The 19,288-nt window shown below is 73.5% G+C and carries 18 protein-coding genes and 1 pseudogene; 14 read left to right on the forward strand and 5 right to left on the reverse strand.

Annotated features, from left to right (window positions below; all coding sequences use genetic code 11):
- Window positions 1-9 precede the first annotated feature (9 nt).
- The 3 genes from AOJ26_RS09555 to AOJ26_RS09565 are packed head-to-tail and all read left to right on the forward strand — an operon-like array spanning window position 10 to window position 3,477.
- A complete protein-coding gene (locus tag AOJ26_RS09555) occupies window positions 10-1,785 on the forward strand; it encodes an ABC transporter permease subunit (RefSeq protein WP_420713207.1) in 1,776 nt (591 codons plus the stop codon).
- Entirely contained in the window at window positions 1,782-3,017 is a 1,236-nt protein-coding gene (locus AOJ26_RS09560; protein ID WP_053847833.1) for an MDR family MFS transporter, read from the forward strand. Before AOJ26_RS09555 ends, AOJ26_RS09560 begins: the two co-directional genes overlap by 4 nt.
- A 10-nt stretch (window positions 3,018-3,027) precedes the next feature.
- Window positions 3,028-3,477, forward strand: a complete 450-nt coding sequence (locus tag AOJ26_RS09565; protein WP_053847780.1) for a GNAT family N-acetyltransferase — start codon at window positions 3,028-3,030, stop codon at window positions 3,475-3,477.
- A gap of 461 nt (window positions 3,478-3,938) precedes the next feature.
- Here the strand turns inward: AOJ26_RS09565 and AOJ26_RS09570 are convergent, their stop codons facing one another.
- The gene (locus tag AOJ26_RS09570; RefSeq protein WP_053847781.1) at window positions 3,939-4,721 is read right to left on the reverse strand and encodes a CDP-alcohol phosphatidyltransferase family protein; all 783 of its coding nucleotides are present in this window, start codon (window positions 4,719-4,721) and stop codon (window positions 3,939-3,941) included.
- Window positions 4,722-4,842: 121 nt separating this feature from the next.
- On the opposite strand from AOJ26_RS09570, the gene AOJ26_RS09575 reads away from it, so the two are divergent.
- The 5 genes and pseudogenes from AOJ26_RS09575 to AOJ26_RS44305 form a co-directional block, all read left to right on the forward strand.
- Complete coding sequence (locus AOJ26_RS09575; RefSeq protein ID WP_053847782.1) at window positions 4,843-5,823, forward strand: zinc-dependent alcohol dehydrogenase; 981 nt, start codon at window positions 4,843-4,845, stop codon at window positions 5,821-5,823.
- Between the two features lie 116 nt (window positions 5,824-5,939).
- Entirely contained in the window at window positions 5,940-6,338 is a 399-nt protein-coding gene (locus AOJ26_RS09580) for a 6-pyruvoyl trahydropterin synthase family protein (protein WP_053847783.1), read from the forward strand.
- Window positions 6,335-7,519: a glycosyltransferase family 4 protein gene (locus AOJ26_RS09585; RefSeq protein WP_053847784.1), complete on the forward strand. Its 1,185-nt coding sequence runs from the start codon at window positions 6,335-6,337 to the stop codon at window positions 7,517-7,519. The genes AOJ26_RS09580 and AOJ26_RS09585 overlap by 4 nt, the downstream gene beginning before the upstream one ends.
- Window positions 7,516-8,520, forward strand: a complete 1,005-nt coding sequence (locus AOJ26_RS09590; protein WP_053847785.1) for a class I SAM-dependent methyltransferase — start codon at window positions 7,516-7,518, stop codon at window positions 8,518-8,520. The genes AOJ26_RS09585 and AOJ26_RS09590 overlap by 4 nt, the downstream gene beginning before the upstream one ends.
- Window positions 8,517-9,644, forward strand: a pseudogene (locus AOJ26_RS44305) (lysylphosphatidylglycerol synthase transmembrane domain-containing protein); the annotation flags it as partial. The gene AOJ26_RS09590 and the pseudogene AOJ26_RS44305, both read left to right, overlap by 4 nt.
- Before the next feature lie 113 nt (window positions 9,645-9,757).
- Here AOJ26_RS44305 and AOJ26_RS41690 read toward each other — a convergent pair.
- On the reverse strand, window positions 9,758-10,519 hold the full coding sequence (locus AOJ26_RS41690; protein ID WP_078959816.1) for a creatininase family protein: 762 nt from the start codon (window positions 10,517-10,519) through the stop codon (window positions 9,758-9,760).
- Window positions 10,520-10,557: 38 nt separating this feature from the next.
- Between AOJ26_RS41690 and ribA the strand changes: the two genes are divergently transcribed.
- Genes ribA through AOJ26_RS09615 form a run of 4 tightly spaced genes read left to right on the forward strand, consistent with a single transcriptional unit; the run spans window position 10,558 to window position 14,599 of the window.
- Window positions 10,558-11,217: a GTP cyclohydrolase II gene (gene ribA / locus AOJ26_RS09600; RefSeq protein ID WP_053847786.1), complete on the forward strand. Its 660-nt coding sequence runs from the start codon at window positions 10,558-10,560 to the stop codon at window positions 11,215-11,217.
- 25 nt (window positions 11,218-11,242) lie between these two features.
- Window positions 11,243-12,391 carry an NAD(P)/FAD-dependent oxidoreductase gene (locus AOJ26_RS09605; protein WP_053847787.1) on the forward strand — a complete coding sequence of 383 codons (1,149 nt, stop codon included), beginning with the start codon at window positions 11,243-11,245 and terminating at the stop codon, window positions 12,389-12,391.
- The gene (locus tag AOJ26_RS09610; protein WP_053847788.1) at window positions 12,388-13,452 is read left to right on the forward strand and encodes a saccharopine dehydrogenase; all 1,065 of its coding nucleotides are present in this window, start codon (window positions 12,388-12,390) and stop codon (window positions 13,450-13,452) included. Before AOJ26_RS09605 ends, AOJ26_RS09610 begins: the two co-directional genes overlap by 4 nt.
- Entirely contained in the window at window positions 13,445-14,599 is a 1,155-nt protein-coding gene (locus tag AOJ26_RS09615; protein WP_053847789.1) for a saccharopine dehydrogenase family protein, read from the forward strand. The genes AOJ26_RS09610 and AOJ26_RS09615 overlap by 8 nt, the downstream gene beginning before the upstream one ends.
- A gap of 32 nt (window positions 14,600-14,631) precedes the next feature.
- Here the strand turns inward: AOJ26_RS09615 and AOJ26_RS09620 are convergent, their stop codons facing one another.
- Entirely contained in the window at window positions 14,632-15,858 is a 1,227-nt protein-coding gene (locus AOJ26_RS09620; RefSeq protein ID WP_053847790.1) for a serine hydrolase domain-containing protein, read from the reverse strand.
- A gap of 157 nt (window positions 15,859-16,015) precedes the next feature.
- On the opposite strand from AOJ26_RS09620, the gene AOJ26_RS09625 reads away from it, so the two are divergent.
- Together AOJ26_RS09625 and AOJ26_RS09630 are read left to right on the forward strand one after the other, a co-directional pair.
- On the forward strand, window positions 16,016-16,465 hold the full coding sequence (locus AOJ26_RS09625) for a PPOX class F420-dependent oxidoreductase (RefSeq protein WP_053847791.1): 450 nt from the start codon (window positions 16,016-16,018) through the stop codon (window positions 16,463-16,465).
- 229 nt (window positions 16,466-16,694) lie between these two features.
- The gene (locus tag AOJ26_RS09630) at window positions 16,695-17,105 is read left to right on the forward strand and encodes a VOC family protein (RefSeq protein WP_053847835.1); all 411 of its coding nucleotides are present in this window, start codon (window positions 16,695-16,697) and stop codon (window positions 17,103-17,105) included.
- Window positions 17,106-17,120: 15 nt separating this feature from the next.
- On the opposite strand, the gene AOJ26_RS09635 is transcribed toward AOJ26_RS09630, so the two are convergent.
- Both AOJ26_RS09635 and AOJ26_RS09640 read right to left on the reverse strand, forming a co-directional pair.
- Entirely contained in the window at window positions 17,121-18,479 is a 1,359-nt protein-coding gene (locus tag AOJ26_RS09635; protein WP_053847792.1) for an MFS transporter, read from the reverse strand.
- 125 nt (window positions 18,480-18,604) lie between these two features.
- Window positions 18,605-19,270, reverse strand: a complete 666-nt coding sequence (locus AOJ26_RS09640) for a TetR/AcrR family transcriptional regulator (RefSeq protein WP_053847793.1) — start codon at window positions 19,268-19,270, stop codon at window positions 18,605-18,607.
- Window positions 19,271-19,288: the final 18 nt, after the last annotated feature.

Below are 19,288 nucleotides of genomic sequence, written 5' to 3' on the forward strand. Positions count from 1 at the left end.
GCGCACCGCGTGGCCACCCTGCTGTGGCGTGTCCTGCTCGCGGCGGCCCTGGTGTGCGGGATCGGCCTGCTGCCGTGGCTGTCGCGCACCGACCCCGCGCTCACCGTGCTCAAGGCGCGCTCCGCGGACCGCGCCCCGACACCGCGGGTCCTGGCCGACATCCGGGACCGGCTGGGCCTGGACGAAGGCCCCGTGCACCTGCTGGGCCAGTGGCTCGGCGGGCTGCCCCGCGGGGACGCCGGCCGGTCATGGCTGAACGGCACCCAGGTCGCCCCGACCGTCGCCCAGGCACTCGGGGTGTCCCTGCTGCTGGTGACGGTGGCGCTCGCGGTCGCCGCCGGTACCGCCGCCCTGGTGTGCGCCCGTACCCTGTGGCTCGGCGCGCACGGCCGCCTCGACGGACGGCGGACCCGGGGCGGCGCCTCGGCGATGCTCGCCGCACTGCCCGAGTTCCTCACCGCCTCCGTGCTCGCCACCGTCGTCGGCGTACAGCTCGGCTGGCTGCCCGCCCTCGGCTGGTACGGGCCACGGTGGACGATCCTGCCCGCCCTCGCCCTGGGTCTGCCCGCCGGAGCCGTGCTCGGGCGGCTGCTCGACGACCTGCTGCCCGGCGCCCTCGCCGAACCCTGGGCGGCGGCCGCGGCGGCCCGCGGACTGCCGGGCCGCACCGTCGCCGCCAAGGCGGTCCGCCGCTGCCTCCCCGCACTGCTGCCGAACCTGGGCCTGTTCGTCGTCGGCCTCACGGCCGGATCCGTCGCCGTGGAGCAGATCTACGACATCCCGGGCCTCGGCCGCACCACCCTCCAGGCCGCCCTCGCCCAGGACCTGCCGGTGCTCCAGGCCGGCACCCTCGCCCTGCTGCTCCTCGCGGCCGTCGCCACCGGCCTCGCGGCACTCACCGTCCGCCTCCTGACCAGCCCGGCCCTGCGGGACGGCGCCCTCGACTCCCTGCACCGCCCCCGACGGCCCGCCCGCGGCACCCGGCCCCTCCTGTACGGCGGTCTCCTGGCCGCCGTCGTCGTGCTCGGCCTGCCCCGCGACCCGCTCGCCCTCGACACCGGGGCCCGGCTCCAACCCCCCTCCTGGGCCCACCCGTTCGGCACCGACGCGCTCGGCCGGGACCTGCTCGCCCGGGTCGGGCACGGGGCCCTCGACACCCTGCTGACCGCCCTCGCCGTCAGCGTCACCGCGCTGGCGGCCGGCGTCCTGCTCGGGCTGCTGCCCCGGCTGTCCGGTCCGCTCGTCGACACCGTCAACGCCGTACCGCCGGTGCTCGCCGCGCTGCTCGTGACCGCCGTCGCCGGGAGCGGTGCCGCCACGCCCGCGATCGCCGTCGCCACCGTCTCCTGGGCGGCGCTCGCCGCGCACACCTCCGCGCTGCTCCGGCAGGAACGCGCCACCTCGCACCTCGCGGCCACCCGGGCCCTGGGCGCCGGCCGCCGGTACCTGCTGCGGCACGAACTGCTGCCCGCGATCCTGCCGCCCGTCACCCGGCACGCCCTGCTGCGCCTGCCCGGTGTCGCGCTCGCCCTCGCGTCCCTCGGCTTCCTCGGCCTCGGCGCCCAGCCGCCCGCCCCGGAGTGGGGCCTGCTCCTGGCCGAGAACCAGCCCTACGCCGAACGCGCCCCCTGGGCCGTCCTCGCCCCCGCCGCCGCACTCGCCCTGCTGGGCGCGCTCGCGGTGAGCGCGGCGGACGGGGTGCGGTGGCCGCGCCGGCGCCCACGTCCTCGTACCGCCACCCCGTGCGCATCCGCCCGGGAGCCGGCGGAGGGGGAGGCCCGATGACGTCGACGCCGGTCGGTGCGCCGCGGACCGCGGCCCGGCTCTCGCCGCTGCTGCGGCTGCTGATCCTCACCCAACTCGCCTTCAACATCGGCTTCTTCGCGGTGCTGCCCTTCCTGGCCGAACACCTCGGGCAGGCCGTCGGGATGGCGGGGTGGCTCGTCGGGTTCGTACTCGGGCTGAGGACCTTCAGTCAGCAGGGGCTGTTCGTGGTGGGCGGGGCGCTCGCCGACCGGTACGGGATCCGGCCGGTCGTCCTCGCCGGCTGCGCGCTGCGGATCGCCGGGTTCGCGTGGCTGGGGTACGCCGAACGGACCGGCGCGGTCATCGGGGCCGTGCTGCTCATCGGGTTCGCGGCCGCGCTGTTCTCGCCGGCGGTGGAGTCGGAGGTCGCACGGCAGGCCGTCGTCCACGAGGAGGCGGGCGGTCGACGGAACCGGGTGCTGGCGCTGTTCACCGTCGCCGGGCAGGCGGGGGCGTTCGTCGGGCCGTTGCTGGGAGCGCTGCTGCTGGCGGTGGACTTCCGCACGGTGTGCCTGGCGGGCGCCGGGATCTTCGTGCTCGTCCTCGCCGGGCACGCGTGGATGCTGCCCCAGCACATCCCCGGCCGCCAACGGGTCGCTCTGCGCGGCGGGTTGGGAACTCTGCTCCGCAACCGCCGCTTCCTCGCCCTGTGCTGCGCGTACGGCGCCTACCTGCTCGCCTACAACCAGCTCTACCTCGCCCTCCCCGCCGAGGTGGAGCGCGCGACCGGCTCGCAGGCGGCGCTGGCCTGGCTGTTCGCCCTGTCCTCGCTGCTGGTGGTGACCGCCCAGCTCCCCGTCACCCGCTGGGCCGGCTCCCGGCTGCCGCTGCGCCGGTCGATGGCGGCCGGGCTCCTGCTGATCGGCGCCGGGTTCGCGGTCGTCGCGGTGTCCCGGCCCGCCGACCGGACCGGTACGGCGGGACTGCTGCCCTCGGCCGGCTTCGTCGTCCTGCTCACCTTCGGGCAGATGCTCGTCGCGCCGGTGGCCCGGGCGTGGGTGCCCGACCTCGCGGACCCGGGGCGACTCGGCCTCTACACCGGGGCGCTCTCCTCGGTCTCCGGCCTGGTCGTCCTGATCGGCAGCTCTGTCACGGGCTCACTCCTGGACGCGGGCCTGCCGGCCGCGGTGCCGTGGCTGCTGCTGGCGGCGGTGCCGGTGGCGGCGGTGGGACTGCTGCCCCTGCCGGAGGACGCGGGGTCGCGGCGATAGGGTCCACCCCATGGAGACTCAGGACATCCGGGTGGAGATCGCCCGGGAGGCCGACCAGGAACTCGTCGACGCCTTCGCGCGGATGCTGCCGCAGTTGTCCTCGACGGCCGAGGCCCTCGACCTCGCCGCGCTCGGCCGCATCCTGGCCTGCGACGCCAACACCATGCTGCTCGCCAGGTCCACGTCCGGGTCGGTCGTGGGCACCCTCACCCTCGTGATGTTCCCGGCGCCCGCGGGACTGCGGGCCCGCATCGAGGATGTGATCGTCGACCACGAGGCACGCGGCCAGGGCATCGCCGGACTGCTGATCAGGGAGGCCATCCGGCTCGCCCGGGAAGCCGGGGCCCGCACCGTCGACCTGACCTCCCGCCCCGACCGGGCGGCCGCCAACCGGCTGTACGAGCGCCAGGGCTTCCGCCAGCGGGAGTCGACGGTCTACCGGGTACCCCTGAAGGGCTGACCGACGGCCTGCGGGGCGGGTGTCAGGGATCAGCCCCGGAAGTCTTCCGCTTGAAAGGCTGAGCCCCCTTCAGCGGGCGACCGGCTCCGGTGCGGATGCAGAGGTCGGCTTCGGAAGTTCCCGGCCGCGCCCCGTCCCACGGTCACCGCGTGAGCCGCCGTGCGGTCCCCGGCCACCGAGGGGCTGCCCCTCTGGATCCGGCCGCTCGCGGTGCACGCGCCGGACCGCCTTCCGTTGCCTCGGCCGGGGTCCTCCCGCCTGGGAGGGCGCCGTGACCGGCGGCCGCTCTCACGCCACGCTCTCTCGGGAGCCGGCGGCTTGTGGAGCAGGCGTCGGGCTGCCCTCCGTTTGCCCCGACCGCGGTCCTGGCGGGCGGTCGCCGGCGGCCGTCGCGCCATGCCTCGGACGCCGGAGCCTCGCGGTGCGGGCGTCGGGCTGTCTTCCGATGTCCCGCCCCGACCTCAGGACGCCACGACCTGCGGGGCCGGTGTCGGGACCAGGTCCAGGAGTTCCTCCACCGCCGCCTGGTCCGCGCGGTGGGTGCGCCACAGCCACAGGACGTCCCGGCCGAAGGACCAGACCAGCGTGGACAGGGCCAGCGCCACCACACCGAAGGTCGCCGCGAACGACAGGTACCCGGAGGCGGCCACCAGCAGCAGGATGCCCTGGAGCGCGGCCACCGTCTTGCGGGCCATGCTCGGCGGCAGCGGGGCGTTGAGCCAGTTCCAGACGCGGGCCGCGGCCACGAAGCCGTAGCGCATGGCGCCGATGAGCAGGACCCACGGGCCCTGGGACATCGACACGTACACGCTGAGCACCAGGATCAGGAACGCGTCGACCTCCATGTCGAACCGCGCGCCCAGCGGGGTCGACGTGCCCGTCGCGCGGGCCACCTTGCCGTCGACGCCGTCGAGGATCAGGGCCACTGCCGTCAGCCCGACGAAGAGGGTGACCGGCGGGGAGTCCTGGTAGGAGTCGGCGACCAGGGCCGTGACCCCGCCCACCAGGGTGGCCCGGCCGAGCGTCACCCGGTTGGCGGGTCCGAAGGACCGCGGCCGGGTGCGGTGCAGCGCCCTGGAGAGCACGGCCCAGGTGGCGACGGCGAAGGCGAGGCCGGTCAGCCAGCCCGCCGGCCCCATGCCGATCGCCGTGCCGAGCAGGGCCAGCAACAGGATCTGCACGCCCGCTCCGACAGCGGTCTCCTGCTGGACCAGCCTTGCCTCGTAAGTGTTGTTCAGGGCCACCGCACATTCCTCCGGCCAGATGACAGAGTCGATCAAGGCCGCGTACTGTGCGCGGCCTGTGCACATCTCGGTACGTGAACGAGGTACGTGCACGGGTTGCCGATCGTTCAGGAGGTTCTCGATGAAGCCCGCCGCACGCGCGTTCTGGCTCCGCTCCCCGGGTGAGGGCGAGATACGGGAGGCTCCCCTTCCGGCCCTCGGCGAGGACGAGGTGCTGGTCCGCTCGCTGTACTCGGGAGTCAGCAGGGGCACGGAGACACTCGTGTTCCGCGGCGGGGTCCCCGAGAGCCAGCACGCGGCCATGCGGGCACCGTTCCAGGAGGGCGACTTCCCCGGTCCCGTGAAGTACGGCTACCTCAGCGTGGGGCTGGTCGAGGAGGGGCCCGCCGCGCTGAAGGGCAGGACCGTCTTCTGTCTGTACCCGCATCAGACGCGGTACGTAGTGCCCGCGAGCGCCGTGACGGTCGTACCGGACGACGTGCCCGCCCGGCGGGCCGTCCTCGCCGGCACCGTCGAGACCGCCGTGAACGCCCTGTGGGACGCGGCGCCCCTGGTGGGCGACCGGATCGCGGTGGTCGGCGGCGGCATGGTCGGCAGCTCGGTCGCCGCGCTCCTGGCCCGCTTCCCCGGCGTGCGGGTCCAGTTGGTGGACGCCGACCCGGCCCGCGCCGCGACCGCCGAAGCCCTCGGCGTCGGTTTCGCGGTCCCCGCGGACGCCCTCGGCGACTGCGACCTGGTCGTCCACGCCAGCGCCACCGAACAGGGCCTCGCCCGCTCGCTGGAACTGCTCAGGCCCGAGGGCACCGCCCTCGAACTGAGCTGGTACGGCGACCGGAAGGTCGCCCTCCCGCTCGGCGAGGCCTTCCACTCCCGGCGCCTCGTCATCCGCAGCAGCCAGGTCGGCACCGTCTCCCCGGCCCGGGCGAACCGCAGCTACGGCGACCGGCTCGCCCTCGCCCTCGAGCTGCTGGCCGATCCGGCGCTCGACGCCCTCATCACGGGGGAAAGCGCGTTCGAAGAACTGCCGGAGGTGATGCCCGCGCTGGCCAGTGGGGAGATTCCGGCCCTCTGTCACCTCGTGAGGTACGGCAAGAGCGCCTGACCTGAGAAAAGAGTGAGATCCGGCTGAACGCGGGGAAGCGGAGAGCCGTACTACACGGCATCCCCCGGCAGGGATCAGCCGGAGGACCAGACGCGCCGCACCTGGAGGGTCGTCCGTTGTTCAGCATCACCGTCCGCGATCACATCATGATCGCCCACAGCTTCCGCGGCGAGGTCTTCGGGCCCGCGCAGCGTCTGCACGGAGCGACGTTCCTGGTGGACGCCACCTTCCGGCGCCAAGAGCTGGACGACGACAACATCGTCGTCGACATCGGACTGGCCACCCAGGAACTCGGTGCCGTCGTCAGCGAGTTGAACTACCGCAACCTCGACAACGAACCCGACTTCGCCGGGATCAACACCTCCACGGAGTTCCTGGCGAAGGTCATCGCGGACCGGCTCGCCGAACGCATCGAGAAGGGCGCGCTCGGCGAGGGCGCCAAGGGCCTCGCGGGCCTGACCGTCACCCTGCACGAGTCGCATGTCGCCTGGGCGAGTTACGAGCGTGCCCTGTGACCGACATGACCACCGGGCGGACGGCCACACTCGACTACGTGCCCGTGCAGCACACCGCCCTCAAGAAGGCCGAGATCATCCCGATGTCCCTGCGCTCCGTGCACTTCGTGATGCCGGGCGGCGTGGACGACCCGACCGCGCCGAGCGGCGGCAACGCCTACGACCGGCGGGTCTGCCTGGACCTGCCCGGCTTCGGCTGGCAGGTCGAGCGGCACGCGGTGGCCGGGAGCTGGCCCCGCCCCGGAGCGGCGGCCCGTACCGAACTGGCCCGCACCCTGCGGGACCTGCCCGACGACACCGTCGTCCTCGTCGACGGCCTGGTGGCCTGCGGGGTCCCGGAGATCGTCGTCCCCGAGGCGCAGCGGCTGCACCTCGCCGTCCTGGTCCACCTGCCGCTCGGCGACGAGACCGGACTCGAACCCGCACTCGCCCTCGAACTGGACGCCAGGGAACGCGAGGTGCTGCGGGCCGTGTCCGCCGTGGTCGCCACCAGCGACTGGGCCGTACGGCGCCTCGTCTCCCACCACGGCCTCGCCCCCGAGCGGGTCCACGTCGCCACCCCGGGCGCCGACATCGCCCCGCTGGCCTCCGGCACCGACGGTGTCTCCCGGCTGCTGTGTGTGGCCGCGGTGACCCCCCGCAAGGGACAGCACCGGCTGATCGAGGCCCTGGCCGGCGCCCAGGACCTGCCGTGGAGCTGCGTCTGCGTCGGCGGGATCACCCAGGACCCCGAGTACGTCGCACATCTGCGGACGCTCATCAAGAAGTACGGCCTCCAGGACCGCCTGCACCTCGCCGGACCGCAGGCCGGGGCCGAGCTCGACGCCAGCTACCACGCCGCCGACCTGATGGTCCTCACCTCCTACGCCGAGACCTACGGCATGGCGGTCACCGAGGCCCTCGCCCGCGGCATCCCGGTGCTGGCCACCGACGTCGGCGGAGTGGCCGAGGCGGTCGGCCGCGCGCCCGACGGCGGGGTGCCCGGCATCCTCGTGCCGCCGGAGGACCCCGCCGCCCTCGCCGCCGAACTGCGCGGCTGGTTCGGCGAGGCGGACGTACGGCGCAGGCTCAAGGCGGCTGCCCGGGGCCGGCGGGCCGCCCTGGACGGCTGGGCGACCACCGCCCGCAGCCTGGCCGGGGTGCTCGGCCGGCTCCCCAGCGAGCCCAGGAGGGCGGCATGAGGAAGACGGCGACCGAGCAGAGCGGCAGGATCCCGGCCCAGCCGGGCCCCCGGGAGGTGGCGATGCAGGCCGGTGTCCCCTCCGACACGGATTCGGTGATCCCCGGTGCCGGTCCCAGCACCCGCCCCGGTGAGCGTCCGACCGTACGCCTGCGGGACGCGGGGCCCGACGACGCTCCCCGGTACGCCCCCGAGTGGCTGGAGCTGCGGGAAGGGCCCGACGCGGCCGCCCGGGCGACGGACCTGCTCGACCCGCTGCGGATCCGGCTGGCCAACCTGCCCGGCAAGGCCGGGCTGGTCATCCACGACCTGGGCTGCGGCACCGGCTCGATGGGCCGCTGGCTGGCGCCCCGCCTGGACGGCCCCCAGCACTGGATCCTGCACGACCGGGACCCCTACCTGCTGCACTTCGCGGCCGTCGCCTCCCCGCGCTCCGCGGCCGACGGCAGCCGGGTCACCGTGGAGACACGGCGCGGCGACGTCGGCCTGCTCACCCCGGACGCCCTCGCCGGCGCCTCTCTGGTGACGGCCTCCGCCCTCCTGGACGTGCTGACCCGCGAGGAGATCGACACCCTCGCCGCCGCCTGCACGGGCGCCGGCTGCCCGGCCCTGCTCACCCTGTCCGTGGCGGGCCGCGTCGAACTCGACCCGGCCGACCCGCTGGACGAGGAGATCGCCGACGCGTTCAACGCCCACCAGCGGCGCGGCGCACTGCTCGGCCCCGACGCCGTCACCGTCGCCTGCGAGGCGTTCTCCGAACGGGGCGCGACGGTACGCCTGCACCCGAGCGCCTGGCGTCTGGGGCCCGCCGAGTCCGCGCTCACCGCGCAGTGGCTGCGCGGCTGGGTCGGCGCGGCCGTCGAGGAACGCCCCGAACTGAAGGAGCGCGCCGAGCCCTACCTCCGGGAGCGTCTGGAGGCGTGCCGCGCCGGTGAGTTGAAGGCCGTCGTCCACCACAGCGACCTGCTGGCGCTGTCCCGTCCGACGGGCGGAGCGTCATGAGCGTGGAGACGGTGCGGCCGGAGCCGGCCCGCACCGAGGCAGGTCTGCCGGTACGGCGACCCGCGGAACCGGCCGGTCCTGCCCCCCTCTCCCACCGGGCCCGCACCCTGCGCGCCGAGGTGGTCCGGACCCGGGACGACGTGCTCACGGCACGGACCGAGGCGCTGGTGGCCCGGGCCGACATCCTCGAAGCGGCCGGTGTGCCCGCCGCGGACCTCACCGAGGCCGCCGTCTCCCGGGACCGGATCGGTGTGATCGTGGCCGAGGCCCGGCCCCGCCGGCGCACCGGTCTGCGCGCGGTGCTGAACTCCCGCGCGCTGCGCACCCACTTCGGCACCGTCGCCGGCGTCACCATCCTCGCTCTCCTGCTGTGGCGCCTCGGCACCGGCGTCTTCCTGGACGGGCTGCGCCGGATCGACGCTCCCGCTCTGCTGGCGGCCCTCGCGATCGGCGTCCTGACCACCGTCTTCAGCGCCTGGCGCTGGCAGTTGGTGGCCCGCGGGCTGCGCATCCGGCTGCCGCTCGGCGAGGCCGTGGCGGACTACTACCGGGCCCTGTTCCTGAACGCGGCCCTGCCGGGCGGTGTGCTCGGCGATGTGCACCGCGCGGTACGGCACGGGCAGAGCGCGGGCGACATGGGCCGCGGAGTGCGGGCCGTCGTCCTCGAACGGGTCGCCGGACAGATCGCGTTGGCGGTCGTCGGCGGTGCCGTGCTGCTCACCATGGACTCCCCGGTGCTGGCCGAGGCCCGCCACCTCGCCCCCCTGGCCGGCCTCGCCGCCCTCGGCGCGCTCGCCGTCGTTGTGGCCCTGCGGATGAACCGGACCCGCCCCCACCGCCCCGGGCGGGCCCTGGGCTCGACCCTCGGCGAGGCCCGCGAGGCACTGCTGTCCCGCCGCAACTGGCCCGGCGTCGCCCTCTCCTCGGTCGTCGTCCTCGCCGGACACCTCGGGATGTTCGTGCTCGCCGCCCGCATCGCGGGCTCCGGGGCCTCCGTCGCCGTCCTGCTGCCGCTGGCCGTGCTCGCCCTGCTCGCCATGGGACTGCCCCTGAACATCGGCGGGTTCGGCCCCCGCGAGGGCGTCACCGCCTGGGCGTTCGCCGCCATGGGCCTCGGCGCGGGAGCCGGCCTCGCGACGGCGATCGTGTACGGCGTCCTCAGCTTCGTGGCGAGCCTGCCGGGCGCGGCCGTCCTGGTCGTCCGCTGGTACCAGGGTCTGCGGCGCCCGGCGACGACTCACCCGGCGTCGGATTCCGTCAGCATCGAGAAATACGTCCCGAAGGATGCCGCGAGGCTCTCCAACAAGGCTTTCCCCTTTTCCGCCGTGCCCAGTGAAGGGCGCCCGATGACACCGGAATCGGTGTAACCGGACATGCCGAGGGTGAGGAGATGACGACGGTCGTCCGCGACGAAATCGGAGGTCTCGTAACCGGGGCGCAGACATTCCGGGTGCGCGTGCAGAAGAATGGAGGTCTCGATTTCTCCCGCGTGCATGTCGGTGAGCAGCGAGGTGAGCACTCCCGCCTCCGTACGGGCGGTCTCCCAGTCCTCCGCGGCCGGGAACAGCGCCATCCGCTCCCCGCGGGCGGAGGTCTCCTGCACGACGTTGCCCAGCACGTAGTTGCCCCCGTGCCCGTTGACCACGACCAGGGCCTCGACGCCCGAGCGGCGCAGCGAGGCGGCTATGTCCCGAACCACCGAGTGAAGGGTGACGGCGGAGATGCTGACGGTCCCCGGCCAGGCCGCGTGCTCGTGCGAGCAGGAGACCGTCACCGGGGGGAGGAGGTGCACCGGGTACGCCGCGGCGATCTGCCGCGCGACGGCACAGGCGACGAGGGTGTCGGTCGCCAGGGGCAGGTACGGACCGTGCTGTTCGAAGCTCCCGACCGGAAGGACGGCGACCTGCGTTGAGACGCCCGCTCCCCGTGTCCGTACGTCCTCCGTAGTGTCCGCCGGCAACAGACCGTACGCCGTCGACCGCATTCCCGAACCGCTCATCTTTTCACGGCCTTTCGTCTCTGCTTAGGAAACAGATCATGACAGACAAAGTTGGCGTCCTCGGCAAGAAGGCACCACAGCGCACCGGCGTGGAACGCGTGGTGAATGCCCCGCTGCCCACCGTGTACGGGAAATTCCAGGCGATCGGCTACCTCGATCACGACCGCGGTGACGAACAAGTCGCCCTGGTCCACGGCGACATAGGCGCGGACGACGTCCTCGTGCGACTGCATTCCGAGTGCCTGACCGGTGACGCGTTCGGCTCCCAGCACTGCGAGTGCGGTGACCAGCTCGACGCCGCGCTGCGGGCCGTCGTCAAGGCGGGCAGCGGCATCGTCGTCTATCTGCGGGGCCACGAAGGCCGGGGCATCGGCCTGCTCGCCAAGCTGCGCGCGATGGCGCTCCAGGCGGAGGGCCTGGACACCGTCGAGGCGAACCTCGCGCTCGGCCTGCCGGTGGACTCCCGCGACTACGGCGTCGCCGCCGGGATCTTCCACGACCTCGGCGTGAACTCGGTCCGCCTGATGTCCAACAACCCGCGCAAGCGCGAGGCCCTGCAACGGCACGGCATCGAGGTCTCCGAGACGGTGCCGCTGCTCATTACACCGTGCGAGAGCAACATCACCTACCTGCGCACCAAGCGGGAGCGCATGGACCACCACCTGCCCCACCTGGACGCGGTGGCCCACCTGTCCTGACCGCCGGGGGTGAAGGGGAGTACCGATGACCCCGCGCACGGCCGACGTCGTCGTCATCGGCGGCGGCGTCATGGGCACGAGCATCGCCCGCCACCTGGCGTGTGCGGGCGTCCCCGACGTGGTCCTCGTCGAGCGGGACGAACTCGCCTCCGGCTCCACCTCGAAGGCGGCGGGCGGGGTGCGGGCGCAGTTCTCGGACGAGCTCAACATCCGCCTCGGGGCACGCAGCCTGGAGGCGTTCGGCCGCTTCGAGGAAGACACCGGGCAGCACATCGGGCTGCACCGGGTCGGGTACCTGTTCCTGCTGTCGACGCCCGAGGAGGTCGCCTCCTTCGAGGCGAGCGTCCGGCTCCAGAACTCCCTCGGCGTCCCGAGCCGCATGATCGACCCGGCCGAGGCGCGCAGGCTCTCCCCGCTCATCACCACCGACGGCCTCCTCGCCGCCGTCTTCTCGCCCGAGGACGGCCACTGCACCCCCGAATCCGTCGTCCACGGCTACGCGGCCGACGCCCGCCGCCACGGCGCCACCGTCCTGCGGCACACCGAGGTCACCGGCATCGAGGTGCGCGGCCAGGACATCACGGCCGTCGTCACAACCAGGGGCCGGATCGCCACCTCCACGGTGATCTGCGCGGCCGGCGCCTGGTCGCGGGCCGTCGGCGCGATGGCCGGCGTGGACCTGCCCGTCGAGCCGCTGCGCCGCCAGATCGCGGTCACCGCACCGGTCCCGCAACTGCCGCCCACCCTCCCCATGACCATCGACTTCACCACCAGCCTCTACTTCCACGGCGAAGGCCCCGGCCTCCTGCTCGGCATGTCCGACCCCGACGAGAGGCCCGGCTTCGACACCGCCCCGCACGACCGCTGGATCCCCCGTCTGGCCGAGGCCATGCGGCACCGCGCCCCCGCCCTGCTCGACCTGCGCCGCACCGGCGGCTGGGCCGGCCTGTACGAGATCACCCCGGACCACAACGCCCTGATCGGCGAGGCCACTTCGGTCTCCCGCTTCCTGTACGCGACGGGCTTCTCCGGCCACGGGTTCCTCCAGGGACCGGCCGTCGGCGAGGTCGTCCGCGACCTGTACCTCGGCCGCGTACCCTTCGTGGACATCAGCCCGCTCAGCGCCGGCCGGTTCGCGGCCGACGCCCCGCGCCCGGAGGCCAACCGCGTATGACCGAGCTCCACCTGTGGCTGCGCCACGAGGTCCGTTCCACCGAGCGGCGCACGCCCGTCGTGCCGTCCGACGCCCGGCGCCTCGTCGACAGCGGCGTGACGGTGACCGTGGAGGAGTCACCGCAGCGGATCTTCCCGGTCGAGCAGTACGAGGCGGCCGGCTGCGGTGTGGCCCCCGCGGGTTCGTGGGCCTCCCGGGCACCGCAGGACGCCGTCGTCGTCGGCCTGAAGGAACTCCCCGACGAGCCCGCCGCCCTGACGCACCGGCACGTCTTCTTCGGGCACGCCTACAAGGAGCAGCCGGGCGCCCGCGACCTGCTGCGCCGGTTCGCCGCCGGGGGAGGGGCCCTCCTCGACCTGGAGTACCTGGTCGACGACCACGGCCGCAGGCTGGCCGCCTTCGGCTACTGGGCGGGTTACCTGGGCGCGGCCCTGGCCGTGCTCCAGCACCGGGGCAGGCTGTCCGCGCCCCTCACACCCACCTCGCAGGAGGAACTGGAGCAGGCGCTGCGGCCCGTGGCCGGGGACGAGGAGTTCACGGCGCTGGTGATCGGGGCGCTGGGCCGCAGCGGACGGGGTGCCCGCGTCGCGCTGCGGGCCGCCGGGATCGAGCCCACCTGCTGGGACCTCGACGAGACCCGGGACCTGGACCGCGCGGCCCTGCTCGCCCACGACGTGCTGGTGAACTGCGTCCTCGCCACCAGCCCGATCCCGCCGTTCGTCCGCGAGGCGGATCTGGAGGACCCGGCCCGCCGGCTGCGCACCCTCTCCGACGTCACCTGCGACGTCGGCTCCCCTCTGAACGTCCTGCCGGTCTACGACCGCACCACCGAGTGGGCCGAGCCGGTCCGCCGGCTGCACAAGGAACCCCCGCTCGACCTGATCGCCATCGACAACCTGCCGTCCCTGCTCCCCGAGGAGTCCAGCGTCGGGTTCTCGGGCTCCCTGCTGCCCCTGCTGCTGGAGTTCGGGGCCGGCGGCCCGTGGGGACGCGCTCTGGACCGGTTCCACCAGGCGTGCCGTGAACTCGGCATCGAGGACGGGGAGTTCCACCGTGACTGACCTGGTACCCGCGACCGGCACCGTCCACTGGATCGGCGCCGGGCTCTCCACCGGCAGCGGTCTGGCCGCGCTGTGCGACACGGCCGACCGGGTGCTGCTGTGGCACCGCACCGAGGAGCGGGCGGAGCAGGCCCTCGAAGGGCTGCGGCTGGGCGGACGGGCCGCGCCCCGCGCCTGGACGCTGTCCGCGCTCGCGGCCGAACTGGCGCCCGGTGACGTCGTGGTGTCGATGCTGCCCGCGTCCGAGCACGCGGGGATCCTCGCCGCCTGCGTGCGCGAGCAGGCCCACTTCGCCTGCTCCAGCTATGTGTCCGACGCCGTCCTCGACCACGTGCCGGCGGCCCGGGACGCGGGGCTCGTCGTCCTCACCGAGGCGGGCCTCGACCCCGGCGTCGACCACCTCTTCGCGCACAGCCTCGTCGCCCGGGCCCGCGCGGCGATCGGTGACGGGACACCGGCGTCGTACCACCTCACCTCCTACTGCGGCGGTGTGCCCGCCGTCCCCAATGAGTTCAGGTACCGCTTCAGCTGGGCCCCCGCCGGAGTCCTCAACGCCCTGCGCTCACCGGCCCGTTACATCGACCACGGCACCCCGGTCACCGCCGGGCGCCCCTGGGAGGCGACCCGGCGGCATGTCGTGGACGGTGAGACCTTCGAGGTCTACCCCAACCGCGACAGCGTCCCCTTCGTCGAGCAGTACGGGCTGCCGGCCGCCTGGACACCGCGGACCTTCGTGCGCGGGACCCTGCGTCTGGACGGCTGGCTGCGGGCCTGGGAGCCGGTCTTCGAGGAGCTGCGAACCGGCGACGACACCCGGATCGCCGCCCTGGCGCGGGAGCTGGCGGCCACGTACCCGACGACGGACGCCGACCGCGACCGGGTCGTCCTCGCCGTCTCCCTCGACGTGCGCGCCGAGGACGGCCGCACCTGGTCCGGCGGCTACCTCCTCGACCTGGTGGGCGACGACGAGGACAGCGCCATGGCCCGTTGTGTCTCCCGCACCCTCGCCCTGGGCGTCGGCCACATCCTGGACGGCTCGCTCCCGGCCGGACTGAACCGTGCCGCCGAGACCGCGGCCCGCTCGGAGCAGTGGCTGGGCGAACTGGCCCGCGGCGGCGTGCACTTCACGCTGCGCGTCGACCAGTAGGCGGCACGGCCCACCGGGCGGTCGGACAGGTCCTACGCCACGACCGCCTCGTGGACCAGCCGTTTGAGGTCGGGGAAGAGCTTCAGCGTCTTCGGCCGCACCTGGGTGTGGAACTGCACGGTCAGATCGCGGACCGGGTCGACCCAGAACGTCGTGGACGCCGCCCCGCTCCAGCCGAAGGTACCGGCGGTCGAGGGTGCCAGGGTGCGGGCCGGGTCGATCACCACCGAGACACCGAGGCCGAAGCCGACGCCGTCGTTGCCGGGCTCGTCGTGGGCCGGTTTGGTGCCGAACGCGCGCAGGTCGGCGCCGCCCGGGAGGTGGTTGGACGTCATCAGGTCCACCGTCGCGGCCGACAGCAGGCGGGTGCCGCCCAGTTCGCCCCGGCGGCGCAGCAGCTCCGCGAACCGGTGGACGTCGTACGCCGACGCCGCCAGGCCGCCGCTGCCGGACAGCAGGCGGGGGCGGCCACGCAGCGGCAGTCCGGGGACCGGCTCGATGGAGCCGTCGTCCTTCTCGCCGTACAACTCCGCCAGCCGGTCCGCCTGTTCGTCCGGCACCCAGAAGCCGGCGTCGGTCATCCCGAGCGGGCCGAAGACGCGCTCGGCGAAGAAGGCGTCCAGGGTCTGGCCGGACGCGACCTCGATGACCCGGCCCAGGACGTTGGAGGCGACCGAGTAGTTCCACTGGGTGCCCGGCTCGAACTGGAGCGGCAGGCTCGCGTACACGTCGACGGTCTTCGCGAGGTCGGAGCCGGGCAGCACGGACGACTCCAGGCCGGCCTCCCGGTAGAGGGCGTCGACCGGGTGGGAGTGGTAGAAGGCGAAGGTCAGGCCCGCGGTGTGGGTCATCAGATGCCGGATGAGGACCGGGCCGTCCGCGGGGCGGGTCGTGACGTCGTCGCCGGAGCCGTCCACGTAGACGCGGGGCCGCGCGAACGCCGGCAGGTACTCGGCGACCGGGTCGTCCAGCGACAGCCTGCCCTCCTCGACCAGCATCAGGGCGGCCACCGAGGTGACCGGCTTGGTCATCGAGTAGATCCGCCACAGGGTGTCGGCCTCGACCGGCAGGCCGGCTGCGAGGTCACGGTGGCCGTGCGTGGTGAGGTGGGCGACGCGTCCGCCGCGGGCGACGGACACCAGGAAGCCGGGTATGCGGCCCTCGTCGACATAGTGGGCGAAGTGCCGGTCGAGGCGGTCGAGCGCCTTCTCGTCCAGTCCCACCTCACCGGGATCGACCTCTTGTCGAAGCTGTGCCATCGCTCTCCTCCGTCGCAGCGTCGAGGTGCGGACCGACCTACCCGGCCCGGACCGCCTCAGACATCATCGTCGCTCAGAAAACCGCGACGAGCTGCGGGTCTGCCGGGAATCCGGGGGCGCGGGAATGCCCGGCCGGGCCGGGCCGGTTGACCGAGTCATGACCGAGGACGCGACACAGGACGCACTGCTCCGACTGCTCTCCGAGAGCCACGGCGGGGTGTTGACCACCCTCAAGCGCGACGGCCGCCCCCAGCTGTCGAACGTCACGCACGCCTACTACCCCGACGAGCGGATCATCCGGGTCTCCCTGACCGACGACCGCGCCAAGACCCGTAATCTGCGCCGGGATCCCCGTGCCTCGTACCACGTGACGACGGCGGACCGGTGGGCGTACACCGTCGCCGAGGGCACGGCCGAGCTCACGCCCGTGGCCCAGGACCCGCACGACGACACGGTCGAGGAACTCGTCCGCCTGTACCGGGACGTCCAGGGCGAACACCCCGACTGGGACGACTACCGGGCAGCGATGGTCCGCGACCGGCGACTGGTGCTGCGGCTGCGGGTGGAACGCGCGTACGGGATCCCCACCGGGACGCTGACCGGCTGACCGGCTCGCCGCTGTCCGCCGGATCCGCGAGCCGGGGGCGTACGCGTATGGCCGGCGCGGGGAATCCGCCCACCCGCGCCGCCCGCCGCCAGGAACTCGCCCGTCCTCGACCGCACGCACCGGCCACCGCCGTCCGCCGGTCCTACGACCCCGGGCGCAGGGCGGACGGCCGATGTGCCAGGGAACGGCGGTCGCCTACGCTGACCGGCACATCCAGGGAGAGGACACCATGCCCGTCAACGGTCACAGTCACCTGCGCATCGCCCGTCCCTCCCGGGACCTGGCCGCCGCCGAGCGGTTCTGGGCCGGAGGGCTCGGCCTGGGGGTCGTATGGCGTGCGGAGGGCGGTTCCGAACCGGGTGAGCACGACCTGTTGATGCTCGGGTGGCCGGACGCCGGCTGGCACCTGGAGCTGGTGCACGAGCGGGGCCGGCCCGTCGAACCCCGCCCCACCGAGGAGGATCTCCTGGTGGTCTACGTCGACGGGCCGGTGCCGGACGACCTGGTCGCCCGGCTGGAGGCGCACGGCGGGAAGCGGGTGCTCTCGCCGAACCCGTACTGGAACGAGTGGGGCGTCACCGTGCAGGACCCGGACGGCTACCGGCTGGTGCTGTGCACGCGGAGCTGGTCCAACCGGTAGACGCGACGGGCGGGGTCAGGCCGTCACCTTCTGCGGACGGGGCACCTCCCGGGGCGTACGCGAGCCGAGGTCCTCCGTGGCGACCCTGTGGGTCTCGCGGGCCGTCAGCGCCGCGATCACCGGCGGCACGCACAGAGCCGCGGTGAACAGGGCCACCGAGGACCAGTCGGTGCCGTCCGGCCCCGCGATCTGCGCCGCGAAGGTGACCGCGAAACCGGCCACCGCGAACCCGATCTGCGTGCCGACCGCCATGCCCGACAGCCGGACCCGGGTGGAGAACATCTCGCCGTAGAAGGACGGCCAGACCCCGTTCGCGGCGCTGTAGACGACACCGAAGGCGACGATGCCGAGCAGCAGCGTCAGCGGGTAGTTGCCCGTGGAGACAGCCCACAGGTACAGGAACATCGTCACCGCGCTGCCCACCGCCCCGACCAGGAAGACCGGCCGGCGCCCGATGCGGTCGGACAGCGTGGCCCACAGGGGGATCGCCGCGAGCGCGACGAGGTTGGCCAGCGCGCCCACCCACAGCATCGAGGAACGGCTCATCCCGACCGCGTCGCTCGTCGCGTACGCCAGCGCCCACACCGTGAAGATCGTGGACACCGACGCGATCAGCGCGCCCCCGATCACCCGCAGCACGTCCGCCCAGTGCTCCCGCAGCAGCACCGCCAGCGGCAGCCTCACGACCTCGCCGGAGGCGGCCTGCTGCTCGAACGCCGGTGTCTCGTCCAGCTTGCGGCGGATGACGAAGCCGACCACGGCGACCGCCACGCTCAGCCAGAACGGCACCCGCCAGCCCCAGGACAGCAGGTGCTCCTCGGGCAGCGCGGCGACCGGCAGGAAGACAAGGGTGGCGAGCAGTTGCCCGCCCTGGGTGCCGCTGAGCGTGAAGCTGGTGAAGAAGCCCCGCCGGTGCGCCGGCGCGTGTTCCAGGCTCATGGAGTTGGCGCTGGCCTGCTCACCGGCCGCGGAGATGCCCTGGAGGACCCGGCACAGCACCAGCAGGACCGGGGCGAGGGCGCCGACCTGGTGGCGGGTGGGCAGACAGCCGATGAGGAAGGTCGACAGGCCCATCAGGACCAGCGTGAACACCATGATCTTCTTGCGGCCGACCCGGTCGCCGACATGCCCGAGGAAGAGCGCGCCGACCGGCCGGGCCGCGTAGGCGACCCCGAACGTGGCCAGCGACAGCAGGGTCGCCGTGGCCGGGTCGGACTCGTCGAAGAACACCTTCGGGAAGATCAGGGCTGCGGCGCTGCCGTAGATGAAGAAGTCGTAGTACTCCAGGGCGCTGCCGATCCAGGCGGCGGTGGCGGCCTTTTTCGGTTGCCCGGCGGCTTGGGCGGGGTCGCGGGGGGCGACGGTGGGCGTCACGGGGTGCTCCTTCGGGGGGACTCCGGGAGCTATCCAGTTAATTAACCCACTGGATAGTTAGTAGCGGTTGCGGAGGATGTTGCGCCCGCATGTCCGGCGTGTCAAGGGGTCGTACCGGGCCCGGCTCAGTCCGCCGCACGCTCCGCGGTCAGATACGCGATCACCATGTCCCCCAGCATGGCCCGGTAGTGCTCGCGCTGTTCCGGGGCGACCAGGTCGCGGCCGAAGAGGGCGCCGAAGGTGTGCCGGTTGGCGACCCTGAAGAAGCAGAACGAGCTGATCATCGCGTGCAGGTCGACCGCGTCCACGTCCGCGGTGAACAGGCCGGACTCCTGCCCCGAGGCCAAAATGCGGCGGATCACGTCGAGCGCGGGGGAGCCGATCCTGCCGAGCTTCTCGGAGCCGGCGATGTGCTCGGCCCCGTGGATGTTCTCGATGCTGACCAGACGGATGAAGTCGGGGTGCTGCTCGTGGTGGTCGAAGGTCAGCTCCGCGAGGCGCCGGATCGCGGCGACCGGGTCCAGGTGCTCGACGTCCAGCTCCTGCTCCGCCTCCCGGATCACGCCGTACGCCCGCTCCAGGACGGCGGTGAACAACTGCTCCTTGCCGCCGAAGTAGTAGTAGATCATCCGCTTGGTGGTACGGGTGCGGGCGGCGATCTCGTCGACGCGGGCGCCGTCGTAGCCGGCCCGCGCGAACTCCTGGGTGGCCACGTCGAGGATCTCGGCCTGGGTGCGGGCGGCGTCACGGATCCGCCCGCCGGGTCGTGCCGGTTCGTCGACGCTGGTCATCGGGTTCCTTCGGGAGAG

Origin of the sequence: Streptomyces sp. NRRL B-24085 (assembly GCF_001282115.1) — a bacterium.
GTDB lineage: Bacteria > Actinomycetota > Actinomycetes > Streptomycetales > Streptomycetaceae > Streptomyces.